Annotated in this window: 7 protein-coding genes; 5 read left to right on the top strand and 2 right to left on the bottom strand. The window is 36.5% G+C overall.

Annotated elements, in window-relative coordinates; all coding sequences use genetic code 11:
• Positions 1 to 379: 379 nt before the first annotated feature.
• On the top strand, positions 380 to 1618 hold the full coding sequence (dcm, locus tag ACQ5J2_RS02810; protein ID WP_432672166.1) for a DNA (cytosine-5-)-methyltransferase: 1239 nt from the start codon (positions 380 to 382) through the stop codon (positions 1616 to 1618).
• On the opposite strand, the gene ACQ5J2_RS02805 is transcribed toward dcm, so the two are convergent.
• Together ACQ5J2_RS02805 and ACQ5J2_RS02800 are read right to left on the bottom strand one after the other, a co-directional pair.
• The gene (locus ACQ5J2_RS02805) at positions 1615 to 2235 is read right to left on the bottom strand and encodes a hypothetical protein (protein WP_432672165.1); all 621 of its coding nucleotides are present in this window, start codon (positions 2233 to 2235) and stop codon (positions 1615 to 1617) included. The two genes, dcm and ACQ5J2_RS02805, sit on opposite strands and share 4 nt — an antisense overlap.
• 130 nt (positions 2236 to 2365) lie before the next feature.
• Positions 2366 to 7141: a T9SS sorting signal type C domain-containing protein gene (locus tag ACQ5J2_RS02800; protein ID WP_432672164.1), complete on the bottom strand. Its 4776-nt coding sequence runs from the start codon at positions 7139 to 7141 to the stop codon at positions 2366 to 2368.
• 227 nt (positions 7142 to 7368) lie between these two features.
• On the opposite strand from ACQ5J2_RS02800, the gene ACQ5J2_RS02795 reads away from it, so the two are divergent.
• From ACQ5J2_RS02795 to ACQ5J2_RS02780, 4 genes are all read left to right on the top strand, one after another.
• Positions 7369 to 7845, top strand: a complete 477-nt coding sequence (locus tag ACQ5J2_RS02795) for a regulatory protein RecX (RefSeq protein ID WP_432673245.1) — start codon at positions 7369 to 7371, stop codon at positions 7843 to 7845.
• Positions 7846 to 8557: 712 nt separating this feature from the next.
• Positions 8558 to 12793, top strand: a complete 4236-nt coding sequence (locus ACQ5J2_RS02790; protein ID WP_432672163.1) for an Ig-like domain-containing protein — start codon at positions 8558 to 8560, stop codon at positions 12791 to 12793.
• Positions 12794 to 12800: 7 nt separating this feature from the next.
• The gene (locus ACQ5J2_RS02785; RefSeq protein WP_432672162.1) at positions 12801 to 13052 is read left to right on the top strand and encodes a hypothetical protein; all 252 of its coding nucleotides are present in this window, start codon (positions 12801 to 12803) and stop codon (positions 13050 to 13052) included.
• A 51-nt stretch (positions 13053 to 13103) separates the two neighbouring features.
• Positions 13104 to 16295 (top strand): Ig-like domain-containing protein, encoded by a 3192-nt coding sequence (locus tag ACQ5J2_RS02780; RefSeq protein WP_432672161.1) that lies wholly within the window; start codon positions 13104 to 13106, stop codon positions 16293 to 16295.
• Positions 16296 to 16336 lie beyond the last annotated feature (41 nt).

Genomic DNA, 16336 nt, shown 5'->3' with positions numbered 1-16336 from the left:
AAGCTTTATCGGCAGCCGATGGAGTTGTAACTTGGTATGTGAAAGGCTTAACTCCCCCCGATGGCGTCGTCACATTAGATGGTAAAGGCTTACCGGGTGGCGGTGGGACTTTCACCTCTTATTTTTAGATTGTCGCTTACTCAGTTGGCAGCATTTTATTGGCTAAAGCCAAAATAAATAGGAACATTTATTCCCTGTTATTGCTTCCGTTTCACTTGCATAATGCGGCTGTCTATTTTATAATTTGAATGAAAGGGACTAAGTCTTGGGCATGTTGTTTTATTAAATTATATTTTAAGCAGGGATGCTTCTTTTATCAGTACTTGAGGGTACAATACATTCCCGTTGATTATATTTGCCTACTGATTATTTCAAATTTATGATAAACACAATTGAGCTATTTGCAGGCGTGGGCGGTTTCAGAATTGGCTTGGAACGGGCGAATTTGAAAGCCAAGAAACAGCAGTATAAAGTCGTTTGGAGTAACCAGTGGGAACCTTCAACCAAAACACAGCATGCTTCGCTGATTTATGAAGAACGATGGGGCAAAGAAAATCATGCAAACGGCAGTATCGAAGAGGTAGATGTGAGTGATATTCCCGACCATGATTTATTAGTAGGCGGTTTTCCGTGCCAAGACTATTCGGTGGCTACGACTTTGAAAAATTCAAAAGGATTATTGGGTAAGAAAGGGGTTTTGTGGTGGTCCATTCACCGCATTCTTTCCGAAAAAATAAATAAACCTAAGTACCTCATCTTAGAAAATGTAGACCGACTACTGAAATCGCCAAGTAATCAACGGGGACGAGATTTTGCTGTAATCTTGAAAAGCCTAGACGATTTAGGCTATGCCGTAGAATGGCGCGTGATAAATGCCGCAGAATATGGTTTTCCACAAAGACGCAGACGGGTGTTTTTTATTGGATACCACAAGTCGACTGCCTTATATAAAAAGATTAAAAGTGAAGCTTTGGATACATGGGTCTTAAATGACGGCTTGATGGCTAAGTCGTTTCCAGTATCGGAACAAGTCGTGTCGGAAAGTTATTTTAATCTTCAAGGCGATTTGAAAGAAGTGAGTGATGCTTTTGGTCTAGGAACAAAGCTTTCTCCTTTTCTTAATTCGGGTGTGCTGCTTGAGGGAAAAATTTATACCGCGAAAACTACTGCAAATTATGACGGTGAAATAACGACTATTAAAGATATTATTTTAAGTGAAAATGAAATCCCAAGCGAGTATTTTATTGCTGAAGAAGATGTAGATAAGTGGAAATATCTAAAAGGAGCGAAGAAAGAAGTACGAACGAGTAGTAGCGGTTTCGAATACAATTATGCCGAAGGAGGAATGATTTTTCCCGATGCATTAACAGCACCTTCCCGAACGATTATTACGGGAGAAGGCGGTAAGGCCCCTTCCCGATTCAAGCATGTTATTTCGACGAAAAAAGGCTTGAGAAGATTGCTTCCTATAGAACTGGAACGACTTAATATGTTTCCCGATAACCACACCGAACTAGAAGGTGTTTCGGATACAAAACGCGCTTTTTTGATGGGAAATGCTTTAGTTGTGGGCATTGTTGAACAAATTGCAAGCGTTTTAGCCGCGGAAATGAATTAGTAGATTCGTTTGGCTACCTTACTTTTAATTAGAAAATCTAGTTTAAGCACAATATTGATGGGTTGTTCTGCTTTTCCTTTTTTAGAATAGAAGAATTTTCCTTCGGTTGCAGCATTGAGTTCATCCACTTTAATTCGGTCTTCTGCAGTGCCTTTTCGTATGTGTTCGTTGAGTGCTTTGATGCGGTCAATGTTAAGTCCTCTTGAATTTAAAAGGTTGATGAGTTTTCTTCTGTCCACTGAAAATATCTTGCAACTTCTGAAACCGCTTTCTGGGACATTGTATTCGTTGCATTTTATCGCCGTAATGGTAAAATAGAAGTCCGTAATTTTCTTGGAATCGTACAGCCATCCTAAACGTTCCTGACCATACTTGAGGTAACTGATTTCAAAGGCGAAAGTGGGCAAGTCGCTTTCTAAGTAGTCCAGTTGCGCTTTTTCGTCAATAGTGTAAACGGTTCCTTCTTTTGAAAGTACTAAATCAATTCCCTGCTGTTGTTGCTTTAAGTCCGAAATGCGTTCAATTGCAAATCCATTGAACAGTGTGGGGTAAATACCGTCGAGATATTTGGCTAGAAAAGCTTCATTCGTTAAGTCTTTATCAAAGTTTGAATTCATTCGACGAGCATTTAGTTCACGTTAATTCATTTCAAAATAGGGCAATAATTCGGGTAATGAAAAAGCCTCTTTCCAGATACAATGAGTAAAAGGAAAGAGGCTTTTTTGATGTCCATAAACGTTGCGATTATTAGAATACTTTTTGAGTGTTTATTCCGCCGTTTTCAAGGATTATTTTCACAATTAAAACCTGTTCGCCGGTGTTCATCTCTGTAATGTCAAATGCGTTTGTATTTGCATTCTTACGTTCAAAAATCAAGCGTCCTGTAATATCATACACGTAAACTTGGTCAATCGTTTCGTATTGCGATTTGATGTGAATATCGTTATCCTTTTTATAAATGGTAACTCCTTTCAAGGCTTGTTCGAATGTTGGATTACTCAGATTCCCTTGTGTTACATATTGTAAAACAAATCGCGTGTCGAACGTCCCAATTGCCGACGCAAAAGTATATGGAGCTGCTTTTAAATCATGTTCAACATTCAGCACATTATCTTTTAGATAAATATCTTGGTTGGAAAACAAACCGTCAAAATGATCAATGCTTATCGTTAAATTACCTTCGATTGTAGATTTATATCCTAAAGGAACAGTGTCCTCTGTTGTAAATGGCAACGCCCGACCTTGAATTACTAATTTTTTTGTGTCTAAAACGGAGTAGAAAGTAAGTTGGTTTCCACCAAAAGTTTGTGCATCGTAACGACTGTCCAATCCATTGGTTGCATCTGTAATATAGCCCACAAGCGTTTGATTGAATCCTTGCGTCTCGCCTTTTAAGTTCAACCAAATTCTGTTTTTTTCAATCGGTTCTGTTTGACTTTGTCTAAAGAACTGATTGTTGTTTCCAATGGTACGCATTGTATTATTGAATACGGCTGTTCCGGCTCCATCTGCAATACCTTTTACGAAGAAAGATTGTCCAGAAGCAATTTTTCCAGTAGGAACAGCGGTATTGTCGTTTGCATTACCATCGGCTCCTTTTGTAGCAACACCGCCACTTCCAGCACTAAATGTGGCATAATCGCTACCATAACCGTAACCACTACTTGCACCAAAGGCGGAATTATGTGTCCATAAATACACTGATCCATCAAGAACGGTATCATTTTCATCTAAGAATGCGGTTGCGTCCAAAGCAGATGGATAGGGATTTCCTAATAAATTGAATTTGTCTACAGTTGTTGAACCCGTTATGGCATGGCTTATTTCACCGTTATTCGGAATTCCGATAAAAGTGGCAACATACTCTTGGGCTACCGCACCAGGTGCTCCTTCAAGATCATAGGTTGTTGGCGGACGAACAATATAGCCTCTTCCCGCTGCCATAGTTTCAGCACCGCTTGATACAACTTGCCAAGCTTGAGTAGTTGCTACATGGTTCCACTTGAAAAACTTGTTAAACATCGTTAAAGGAGATAGATTTGCTAATGTAAATCCAGAATCTTCATGAATTGGACTACTCCAATACGTGTAATCGTATTTAAATACGGGCATTGTATTTCTGATTACACGAATGTCACCAGTGTTTTCATTTGTAGTTGCATTGTCTACAGTATTTATTTGAACTAAACTTCCGTCGTTTTCTACAATAATTCCTTTTGTAGTAGTGGTTGCTGTTGTAGTTATTTTATCTGCTATTGATAAGGTTTTGTCAGCTTCAATACGAAGTAAACTCGCTGTTACGTTTAAATTGCCGCTAGCAGTAATTACAGAGTTACCTAAAGTTTTTGTACCCGTTCCCGAGACTTTTAAGTTTCTGTAGGGAGTATTAGTTATAGGTTGGCTTGCACCTGCATAATCTACCGTACCGTTTGCCCCCATAGTTATAGGAATGTTTGGCACAGAAGCATTAACTCCGTTAAATCCGTCTGTATCTTTTGTTACGAAAGTTCCGTTAACTATTAAATTAGCCGTTCCGCCACCATCAACAATTACATTTTGACCATTGGTGTCAAATGTACCGTTAATGGTCATTGTGTTTTTTAAATTCAAATCTGCACCAACTACTGTGTTAAGCTTTAAAGTTCTACTCGCGTTAATTACTAAGGTTCCGTTTAATGTAAAAGCAGCGGTATTGTTCAATGTGGTGTTGCCACCAATTACTATATTATTAGGTGTTGTCCAAGTTCCCCCTGCAGGAAATGGAGTGGAAGAAGTTCCATTAAATGTATAATTTAGATTGGCGCCAAATGTAACACGCCCGTCTGCAGCTGTATTTCCAATACTTGCAAAACTGATGAAATTTCCTGTCGCTCCGTTTCCTCCTAAACCATTTCCATGTGTTGTAATTATATTTACTCCAGCTGCGATATTAAACTGTGCTTTTGTAGTATTACCAGTAAAAATCCGAGAACCTAGATTCAAAGTAGGTGCGTTTATAGTGAAAATTGTTTTCTGAGTGAATGCAGTACCAAAGACAAAGTTAGAGTTACATGTAAAAGTACCTGTATTGTTAGCCGTATAATTAACTCCCGAAGAAGTTCCAGCGGTTGTAAATGTTTGATTTGCTCCAGTAAACACAAAACCTGTTGCAGCATTTGTGGTTGATGAGGTTCTTAAATCCCCAGTTCCCGATTTAGCGAAACTTCCTTTTAGAGTGATGCGGTTTCCTGTAACATTTCCTGTTCCAAAATCTACAGCAGGTGTTGCTGTAGAAGAGCAAGTAAAACCGCTACTTATGTTCATTATTGCTATTCCTGTTGATGAAACGCTTTCTAATTGTAAATTACTTGTGTCTTTTAAGTTTATAAATCGGTTTGTTCCTGCAAAATTTATTGTTACATTACCGCTACTTGCGCTATTTATTAAGGTCATTTTTCCGTTGCTGTTTAGTGCAACATTATTCACTATAGAGGTCGTAGTTCCTGCGTTATTTGATGCTATATATTCACCATTTGCATTGATGGTAATGGTGCTTGTATTATTTATTGCAGTAATTCCGTTAGAACTATTACCAATAAATTTTCCATTTGTAACCGTTAAAGTAGTCATTGTCAAAGTTCCCGATGCAGTTCCTGAAAAGCCAGTTAACGTACCTCCATTTATTACAACCGCAGCGATACTATTTGTACGAGAACCAGACGAAGAAATACAAAGTTTATTTGCCGTACTCGTTCCTAAAGTTAAAGTTGATGAAACTTTAAAAGCGTTGTTGTCAATGTTTACAACCGCTGTTTGTCCTGGATTGTTCCAAATCAATTTGCTGAAATTTTGAGCCATCGTAGTTGGGTTTATTGCAACAGAATTAGTCAGTCCAGAAATGGTACACGTTGTTCCAGAGCTCCATGTAAATAGGGGTAAAGTTAACGTCGAACTCGGTATGCTGTGAATGTAGTTTCCTGTATTATTACCGGTGACTCTTAATTGCGTTCCTGCTGCTTGTATAAAACTACCTCCAGCATATTCTAAAGTTCCGGTTACGGTTAAATCCCAACTACTTCCATTTTTCACAGTAAAAACACCTCCAGCAACTATTTTCAACGTTCCTCCCGCACTAATGGTCATCACATCTCCCTCTTCAGTCGAATCACAGGTTATAGTATGTCCGGACTTAATAATAATAGAACGAGAAAGTGCATTAGGAATTAAAGTAGCCGCTGTCCATGTTATATTATCTCCGGAGCTTTCCCAACTTGAGAGTTCATTCCACTTTCCTGTTGCAGCACTTCTAAAGTAATTACTAGCACCAGAAGCAGTCTCTATGTCAAATGGAGCTGAAAATGCAGGGTCTAAGCTGCCTGACGTTGCAAGGAAAATTTTGTTGGTTCCATAGGTGTCGTGGATAAGTAATGGAAAACTTACTAATCCAGCTGCTGCATTGTTATTAGCATCATTCAGCGGTGCGGTTCCAGCGGTATGAAAGCTTCCAGTACTAGTTAAGACGACAGCCGTTGTGTAATTTAAATCACGACTGCCTAACGCATCTACTGCTTCCACAGTAACTGCGGGATCCATAGGTGCAAAAGTGTCTGCATTGCTGGGTTGTTCAACAAAATTTAAAGCCGTAGCTACTACAACAATTTTATTCCAACTTGTACTAGTACTGCTTACAGCACCTCCAGCATTTGCGGCAGCAAAATTAGATCCGGCTGGATCAGCAGTTGCAGCTGTTATTCCTACTGAAATATTTTGGTTATCGGTTACTAAAGAATTAAAAGTTACTAGTACTTGAAATGTTTTAGTACCACCTGCTGGAGCCTCAATGGAAAGCCCGTTAAAAACAATTGAAGATGCTCCATCTTCTTCCGCTAGTTCGGTTGCTCCATCATATAAAGCGACTCTTCTTATGTTAGCTGAATTAGAAATAGAAAGCGTTACGTCAGTTAATAGAGTGGGTAGATTTTCAGCGTTAGCGGCATCATTAATTCTAAATGTTATGATTTCAAATCCATCAGATGAGGAAAGCATGTCTGCTGCTTGGTAACCCATATAAGGAATTGTAGCCATATAAGTGTAACTTGGCCCAGAGGGTAAACTTATGGTAGATTGTTTGTTTACAACCGCATTTGCAGTTAAGTTGACGGTATAAATTGCTTCATCTGCATCGTTACTTTCAATAGTTAATACCGCACTTTTTGCTCCTAAACTTGTAGGTTTAAATTGAATAACAAAAGTGTCGTTATTCGAGGGGGTAATAGTGGCATTCAAAGAGCCCGATATTACAAATTGGTCGTCGTCTACTCCAGAAAGTACGACTCTAGGAGTGCTTCCAGAAATAAGTAAGTTTGAAAGCCCCAAATTTTCAACAGTAAAAGTAATACTTGTAGTTGCATTTAATTGCGTATCTGCATAATTATAAGTTGAACCTGTAAGATACGTAGTAGCTCCCTGTTTAAAATTAATTTCTTGACCCTGCGATAAAATCACACTGAATAATGCGATAAATAATAGTAATTTTGCTTTCATAATACACTTACTTTAAAAATTATTAAACTTTATGGTTTATAATCAATTTAGTAAGCTAAGTATACAATTTGTAGATTGGGATCTAAGTACAAAATTAATAGTTTTTGTGCATGTTAATTTGTATTTTATAAAAATTATTTAATTATCACACTTTGAGTTAAAAAATTAAAAAAAAATATTATAAAAGTTTGTTTTTTCATTTTAACAATTAATTTTATTTGTCAGTAATGCATATTAATCCGTCTTACACAGTTACCGAGGCAAAGCGAAAAGCCGAAAATTATTGCGTTTATCAAGAGCGTTGTCATCAAGAAGTGATTTCGAAGTTGCAAAGTATGCGAATGATTCCGCAAGCAATTGATGTTATTATGGTGCATTTAATTGAACATGATTTTCTGAATGAGACTCGTTTTGCAACCAGTTTTGCAAGAGGTAAACATCGAATAAAAAACTGGGGAACGATTCGAATTAAGCGTGAACTAAAAATGAGAGGTATTTCGGAGTACAATATTAAAGTAGGACTAAAAGAATTAGCTGATGAGGATTATCAATCTAATTTTGATAGGTTAGCTGAAAAACACTGGGGTCAAATGACCGAAAAAAATAAATTAATCAAGCGTAAGAAATTTTGCGACTTTCTTCTTCGTAAAGGGTTTGAAAGCGATTTAATTTATGCAAAAGCCAGAGAGTTAGAGAAATCTTGAATATTGAAACCTCTAAAAATTTCACGCGTTATAAGGCTTTATAGACTTTTAGGAGCTAAAAATAATTACTTTAAAGACAAGTTTTCTAAATTTAAACTCTAGTTTTAAAAGATTCAAACTACCCATCTACAACTATTCCGAACACTTTTCAGGAATCACGGGTAATTTATCATCTGCCACAAGAGGTTTTAGGTATAATTATACCTAGGAATTATACCAACGCTATGCGGGCTTTCAGCACTAACAAATCAATAGAGCATATTATTAGGATATGGATATTTGTAAGTAGAATAATTAAAAGTTTGTGACACACCATTTAAAAGTAAATACCCAAGTGATTCTTGTGAAAATATCCACGAAGAACAACGAAGTAGTATTCAAAAATGTGATACAGAATTAAAAAAAAATTTACCTTGTTTTAGAAAAAACATCGTTTTTAACGATGGATTTTTTGGTTTTTATCCTTGTTAATGCCTAGTTTTAGTAGGATAGAACCTAGAAATTTTGATTTTCTTGTAGATGAAAAACTACAAATGCAATACTCGTTTTTGCAAAAAAGTGCTGTTAAGCGACAATTTAAACACTTCGTCGAATAAATTATAATCAGAATAACTTTAATACCGTAAATTTCTTAAGTAGTTGCAAATTTGTATAGTGAATAAAGGCTTTTTTTTAGCTTTTTATTTGCAGTTATTATCTTATTTATCTCCATATGAAAAAATTATTGTTCTTGTTGTTGGTTGGGTTTTTATCGGTTTCAGGATTTGCTCAAGATAATTTAGCACGATGGGTTTCGAGTAATTTTTCTGCTACAGCTGATAATTCTCATGTAACAGCAAGTAATATTTCCGTAAATGGACAAGGGGTGAGTTTAACTTCAGTAGAAAATTGGGGTGCTGACAATATTTTTTATAGTACTACTCCAGGGACATTTACTACAGTTATCAATACAGCGCAGTATAGACAATTCGAAATTAAGGCAAATACTGGTTATACAGTTACGCCATCAAGCTTTAATTTTAAAGGTAGAATTCAAAGTGAGTCATCAAAAATTGTAATACGGTATTCAAAATCAGCTGATTTTAATGCTCCTGGAACTTTTATGCTTCTAGATGCGAATACAAGTCCTAGTTATATTAATTATGATTTAAGTTTTCCTGCCAATTATACTTCGGATGCTGGTGGGTCTATTTATGTTAGGGTATACATCTATAATACTAATAATAATTTTCATTTTGGTTATCAACCTGGAACTTATGACGGACCTACTTTTAAAGGAACTGTCGCTGCTGTTTCTGTTACGGCAGTCAATGATGTTATAAATATTTCAAAAAACACCGTATCAGAGATTAATGTTTTGAACAATGACTTTCCTGGGAACGGTACTTTTACAACAGTAGGAAGTTTAACGACTCCTACAAATGGTGCGGGAACAGTTAGTGTAAATGCAGACAAAACGATAAAATTTACCGCTACCACAGGGTTTGTAGGAACTTCTACTTTTAATTACACCGTTTCTAATAGTGCAGGTGGTTCCTCTCAAGCTTTAGTATCCATAACAATAACGGAGCCCGCATTGGTAGAATGGGGTTTAACAAATACGACTACAACTGCAGTTACCAATCAACAAACATTTGTTACCGCCAATGCAGTACAAATTACAGGGAGCACTCCAAGTTATTCGATTGCAGGAATGGCTTTAGCCAACTTTACTGAGACAGATTACGCTCATGGTCGTTATTTTGATCTAAAAGTTAAACCTACTACTGATAAACCTATAAATCTCACAAATTTAGTTTTTGAACAAGAGCGATTAACCTCGGGTTCGCTTGCTGGTCCAACGAATTATCAAATAAAATACAAAGTAGTTACGGGAGCTTTTAGCGATAGTGATTACCAATTTTATGCCAACGCTACCGTTTTAATAGCGGGAGAATCTATTGTAAGTAATCCTGTTAAGAATATTCCTTTAAATATAACTTTAACTAGCAATCAAACTTTGGTGGTTCGTTTTTATGCTAAAGGAGCTACAGATTATAATTTTGCAGGTTGGAGAATTAAAGCCAATACTTTAAAGTTACGTGGAAACGAAGTATGTGTTACTCAGGGAACTCCTACTGCTTATTCGGATAATTTCTGGACAGGTTATGCCTATACTTGGACAGGTAGTGCAGCTACAAATTACCTTGGATACGTAAAGGAAAACGAAACCTTCAACAGAAATGTTGGGTCTAGTTCTATTACTGGTGGTGTTGATGGAACAACCTACTTATGTTCAACTCCCTCAGATCAATTTTTTGTTCGCTACAGAATGAGAAAAACATTCCCTTCAGGAAGTTATACATTTACCGTAGGTGGTGACGACGGATATCGTATGAGTATCGATGGTGGGGCTACTTGGTTAATTGAGGATTATACAGCTCATGCTTATTCAACCAAAAGTGCATCAGCCTGTTTTGATGGTGTTACACCCACATTATTAGTAATAGAATATTTTGAAAACTACGGGAACTCCCAAGTGAGTTTTACGTATGCCGCTACTACAGCTGCTACAGCTCCTACTGCAGTTAGTACATCCGCTACCGCTGTTTGTGCGGGAAGTTCATTTACACTAACAGCTTCAGGAGGAACGGGGACTATTTATCAATGGGGGACAGGTAATACTATAGGTAGTAATATTATAACTGGACAAACAGCTGCTACAATTACATTAAGTCAAACACAACCTACAACCTATTGGGTTCGCAGAGTTAAAGATGCATGTACTACAGGTTTTACTGCTGGAGTAACAATCGCTATAAGTCTTCAAGCGGTTTCTGGCGATCCAACTGTATTTGGAAACAATATATGGAATGTATATGGATATAATGCACAAAGTATGACGCCAACATTAGCTAATTACCGTGGATATTATACCCAAAACACGTTGGGTTGCGATACGCAAGATACAGCAAACAATGGTTGGGTCAATACTACGTCTCCCTCTTCATCTGCAGGATGGAATGGATGTCAAGTTCCTAATGATAGTTTTACAATGGTGCACAAGAGAAAAGGATTTCCAGCAGGGAGTTATCAGTTGATTGTTAAGAATTACGACGATACAACCCAAATTTTTATAAACGGAGTACAAGTCCGTAATTATACGACATGGTATGGGGGAAGTGCTAATTATCAAGATGATTTAGGTATCTATTGTCTAAATGCGAATTCAACTATTGAAGTAATTACAAATGAAAACACAAGTTTAGCCAATTTCAAACTAAATATTGTGGCCTCAAGTGCAGTGTATTCAGGAACGACATGGAGCAACGGAGTGAATCCAGCCAATAAAAGTGTAGAAATACAGAATGATTTATCCCTAAACGATGACTTAATTGTATGTTCTTGTACGATTAAAACAGGAACAACTTTAACCATAACCGAAAATAAAACACTAACAGTAATTGGAGATGTAACAGTAGAAGGAACAGGTAAAATCATAGTAGAGAACAATGGTTCTTTTATTCAAATAAATGATAATGCTGCATTTACAGGAGCAACAGATTCGTTTTTAATGAAAAGAAATACACAGCCTGTTTTTAAATACGATTATACCTATTGGTCTTCTCCTGTTAAACCAAACGCTGGTTTTACTTTGAATGCTTTGTCGCCTTTAACTACACCTACACGTTATATGAAGTGGAAACACACCGGCACTCCTCAAGCATGGGAAGTCCTTTTAAATGGAAGCGAAGTGATGGTGCCGGGAAGAGGCTACATTGTTCGTGCTCCAGCCACTTTTAACGTAGAAGGAGCTGGTGCTGCTCAAGTTTATAATGCGGGTTTTATCGGACATCCTAATAATGGCGTTATAACACATGATGTAACAGGGTCAATTACAGCAAATGCATTCAATTTAATTGGTAATCCATATCCCTCTGCAATTGACGCTGCTGCATTCTTAGCTGCAAATACACAAACATTTGGAGGAACATTATATTTCTGGACACACAATACAGCATTTTCTAACGCTACAAATTTCAGTTATACACCTAGTGATTATGCTACTTGGAATGGAACGGGTAGTACTGCCACTTCAGCAGGGGATGCAAGTAATAATAATTTAAGTAAACCTACTGGATATATTGCTGCTGGACAAGCATTCTTTGTGCAAGGAATTGGAGATGGAGCTGGAACAGCAACTTTTAACAATACAATGCGTATTGCAGGAAATAACAATCAGTTTTTCAAACCTTTACCAACACAACCGGTTGACAACTGGCAAACAACTGGAAAGCACCGCGTTTGGCTGAATTTGACAAGTGCTCAAAATGACTTTAATCAAGCTTTAGTAGGTTATATTGAAAATGCAACCAATGAAATGGATCGCAATTTTGATGGAGAAGTATTCAGTGGAGGAAGTGTTTCCTTATATTCTATTTTAGGTGCTAAAAAACTGACAATCCAAGGCCGTGCTTTGCCCTTTTCAAACCAAGACGAAGTGCCACTAGGTTACAAAACAACTCTAACAGGAACTTTGAAAATTTCTATTGCAGAAATCGACGGATTATTAGCGGGACAAAATATTTACATCAAAGACAACGTTTTAGATATAGTTCATAATTTGAAAGACTCCGATTACACCTTTGCAACGGTACCGGGAACGTTTGACCAAAGATTTGTGTTGCGTTACCTTCCACAAGAAACACTTGGAACAGATGAGCCAACAATCAATGCAAATTCAATAGTAGTTTTCAATAGCAACAATCAAATTAATATAAAGTCATCAGAACACAGTATTAAGCAAGTGGACATGTATGACTTACAAGGGCGTTTACTATTCAGTAAAAATAACGTCAATCAGCAAACGTTTACAACTCAAAATTTAAACCTAAATAGCCAAGTAATTCTTGTGAAGATAACCACAGATAACGATGGAGTGTTAATCAAAAAAGTAATGCTGAATTAAATAATTTTTGGATTATAATAAGAAAACCTATCGCGAAAACGATGGGTTTTTTGTTTTTAATTTCTTGCGAACTATTGATTTTACAGGGTCTCTACATAAAAAGCGTGGTTTTTTTGTAGATGAAAAACTACAGGCCAACTTTACAGTTGCTCTAAAATACGCAGTTGAACGTAGATATGAACGCTTCAACGAAAATATCGAAATCTGTTCCATGATTGTAGTTTTGAATACCTTAATGGGTCGCAACTTTGCATCATAAAATAAGAAGACCTACCTACTTATTTTCTAAAGTTTATTAAAACGTTATATCATGAAAAAATTAATACTATTATTATTCGTCGGAATTTTACCTCTTTTTGGTTTTGCACAGAATAACCCTGTTGTTTCATGGAACGGGAGATTGATTGATAATGCTCCTTCTTTTAAACCTACTTATTTAACTAACACAACAGATTCTGGTGTATCAAGTGCTGCTTTATCGGCTCAAGATATATCGAGTATGGGTGTGGGGACTCTATCAGTAGTTTCTTGGGAAAGTTTTTATGGTACTGGATGGCCCGGTAATTCAAATGTTGATTCGGGTAAATATTTTGCATTAACAGTTTCTCCTAAAACAAATTATCAACTCGCATTAAGTAAACTTGTGCTAACCTATAAAGGGAATAATAATAAAATGAGAGTTAGTTATTCTAAAAATGCTAATTTTTCAAACCCTACAAATATTGAATTTACAAATTTAAATATCTATAACACACCAGTCGCTGTTGATGTAAATTTTCCAACAACAGTAAATGTTACTAGTTCAGAGACTTTGTATATCAGAATTTACGGATATGATAATGCTGTTAATGGCAATGGAAATGGAAACAGTACCAATAGGTATTGGTCATTACAATTCAATGCAAATAATCCTAGTAGCAATGTTGGGCCTACGTTATATGGAACGGTAACATCATCTTCAGTTCCTCAAGCTCCAGTTGCTAATTCAGATACGGTTTTAACATTAAAAAATGTACCTGCTACAATTGATGTATTAGCTAATGATGTTTATAGTAATTTAACAACATCACTTTCAATTACACAGCAGTCTGCGAATGGAAATGTTATCGTGAACTCTTCTAATCAAGTTGTTTTTACACCTACTACAGATTATGTTGGGACTACCAATTTTAAATATAAAATTACTGATAGTAATGGCACTTCTAATGAGGCAACCGTTACTATACAAGTTAAGGAACCGGTTTTGGAGCCTTTAGTTCTTTGGAATAATACAGATAAAACAGCTACAATACCATCTAACAATGCTATTGGTGGAGACATGATAGCAAATGATGGGATAAGTATAAGTAATATAGCGTATAACAACACCTCTCAATGGTTTCAAACTGGCAATTGGCCAAATCCACAATATAGTTCTGGAACATTGAATGAATCGAAATATATCGAATATAGTATTACTGCAAAAGCAGGGACACGTATTGATTTAGGTGAGTTTAAGTTTAATTACAATGCACAAGGTACTTCTCAAAGTTTTCAAGTGCGCTATTCTACGGATAATTTTAATACTTACATGGTATTACAACAAAATCAAGCAATTACTAATACTTCATGGAATGTGTTTTCTAAAAGTTTATCCAATATAGCTCCACTTTTGGAAGGAAATACTTTAAAAATTAGAGTTTATGCTTACAATACATATAATAATTTTAATATAAAAAGGATTAAAAATCTTACGACTCCTACTGATTTTTCTGAAACACCTATGATAACAGGAATTGTTTCTGCAGCTCAAGAGTCAATTACAACTTGGAACGGCGAAGCGGGTTGGTCTAACGGAGCTCCTTCTATTACTAGAGATGCGATTATTGAAGCAGATTACCAAGTAGCTACAAATGAAGTTTTAGCAATCAAAAACTTGACTATAAACGCAAATGCTAAGGTTACTGTAGCTAGTAATGCAACACTTTTAATTCAAAATAATGTTACTATTGTTTCGAATAATCAAAACGAAGCGCCGCGATTAATTATCGAAAACAACGGTTCATTCGTACAAGTAAACGACAATGCAACCTTTACAGGAGCTACTAATTCATTCTTAGTTAAAAAAAACACACAACCTGTTTTTAAATACGATTATACGTATTGGTCTTCGCCTGTTAAAGCTGACGCTGGATTTACTTTGAATACTTTATCGCCTTTAACTACTCCAACGCGTTACATGAAGTGGAGACACACTACATCTCCTCAAGCTTGGGAAGTACTTTTAAGCGGAAATGAAGTGATGGTACCCGGAAGAGGATATATCGTTCGTGCTCCAGCAACATATAATAATGAAGGTGCGGGTGCTGCACAAGTTTACCCTGCAAACTTTATTGGACATCCTAATAATGGGCAAATTAGCCACCCAGTTACTGGTTCAGAGAACACTAAGGCATTCAATTTAATAGGTAATCCTTATCCATCAGCAATGGATGCTACGAAATTTTTAGATGAAAATAAGCAAACCTTAAGCGGTACCTTGTATTTCTGGACACACAATACAGAATTTTCAAATTCCACAAACTTTAGTTACACACCAAGTGACTACGCTTCGTGGAACAGAACGGGTGGTACAGCAACTAATGGAGGCGACGGAAACGGAAATGACAATGCTAGTAAACCAAGTGGATATATTGCTGCAGGACAATCGTTCTTTGTACAAGGAATTGGAGCAGGAGCCGGAACGGTAGTTTTTAACAATGAAATGCGTGTAAAAGAAGCTGGACTTAACAATCAGTTCTTCAAGCCAGCACCAACACAACCAGTTGAAAATTGGCAAACTACTGGAAAGCACCGCGTTTGGTTGAATTTGACAAGTGCTCAAAACGACTTTAATCAAGCTTTAGTAGGTTATATTGAAAACGCTACCAATGAATTGGATCTTGATTTTGATGGTGAAGTGTTCAGCGGAGGAGCGGTTTCTTTATACTCAATTGCCGAAGCTAAAAAACTGACGATTCAAGGCCGTGCATTGCCATTCTCTAATCAAGATGAGGTGCCTCTAGGTTACAAAACCACTTTAACAGGAACGTTAACAATTTCAATTGAAGAATTTGACGGATTGCTAGCTGGACAAAACATTTACATTAAAGACAATGTTTTAGGTACTGTACATAATTTGAAAGAGGCAGACTATACTTTTACAACTGTCCCTGGTACATTTGACGACCGATTTGTATTGCGTTACCTTCCACAAGAAACACTTGGAACAGATTTGCCAACAATCAATGCAAATTCAGTAGTTGTTTTTAATAGCGACAATCAAATCAGCATCAAATCAACAGAACTAGTAATTAGTAAAATAGAAATTTTCGACCTGCAGGGACGTGTGGTTTTTACAAAAAACAATATAGATGCTCAAGCATTTGCTACACAAACGCTTTCTGTTAGCAATCAAATGGTGATTGTAAAAGTAACGACAGACAACAATGCAGAACTTGTAAAAAAAGTAATGCTTAAATAGTATAAGATTTAGTTAGTTTTAAAAATTCCCATCGCGAAAGC

The organism is Flavobacterium sp. SM2513 (genome assembly GCF_050908145.1).
Lineage (GTDB): Bacteria > Bacteroidota > Bacteroidia > Flavobacteriales > Flavobacteriaceae > Flavobacterium.
Note: the sequence above shows the minus strand (reverse complement) of the source record. Positions and strands in the feature narration are given on the sequence as shown.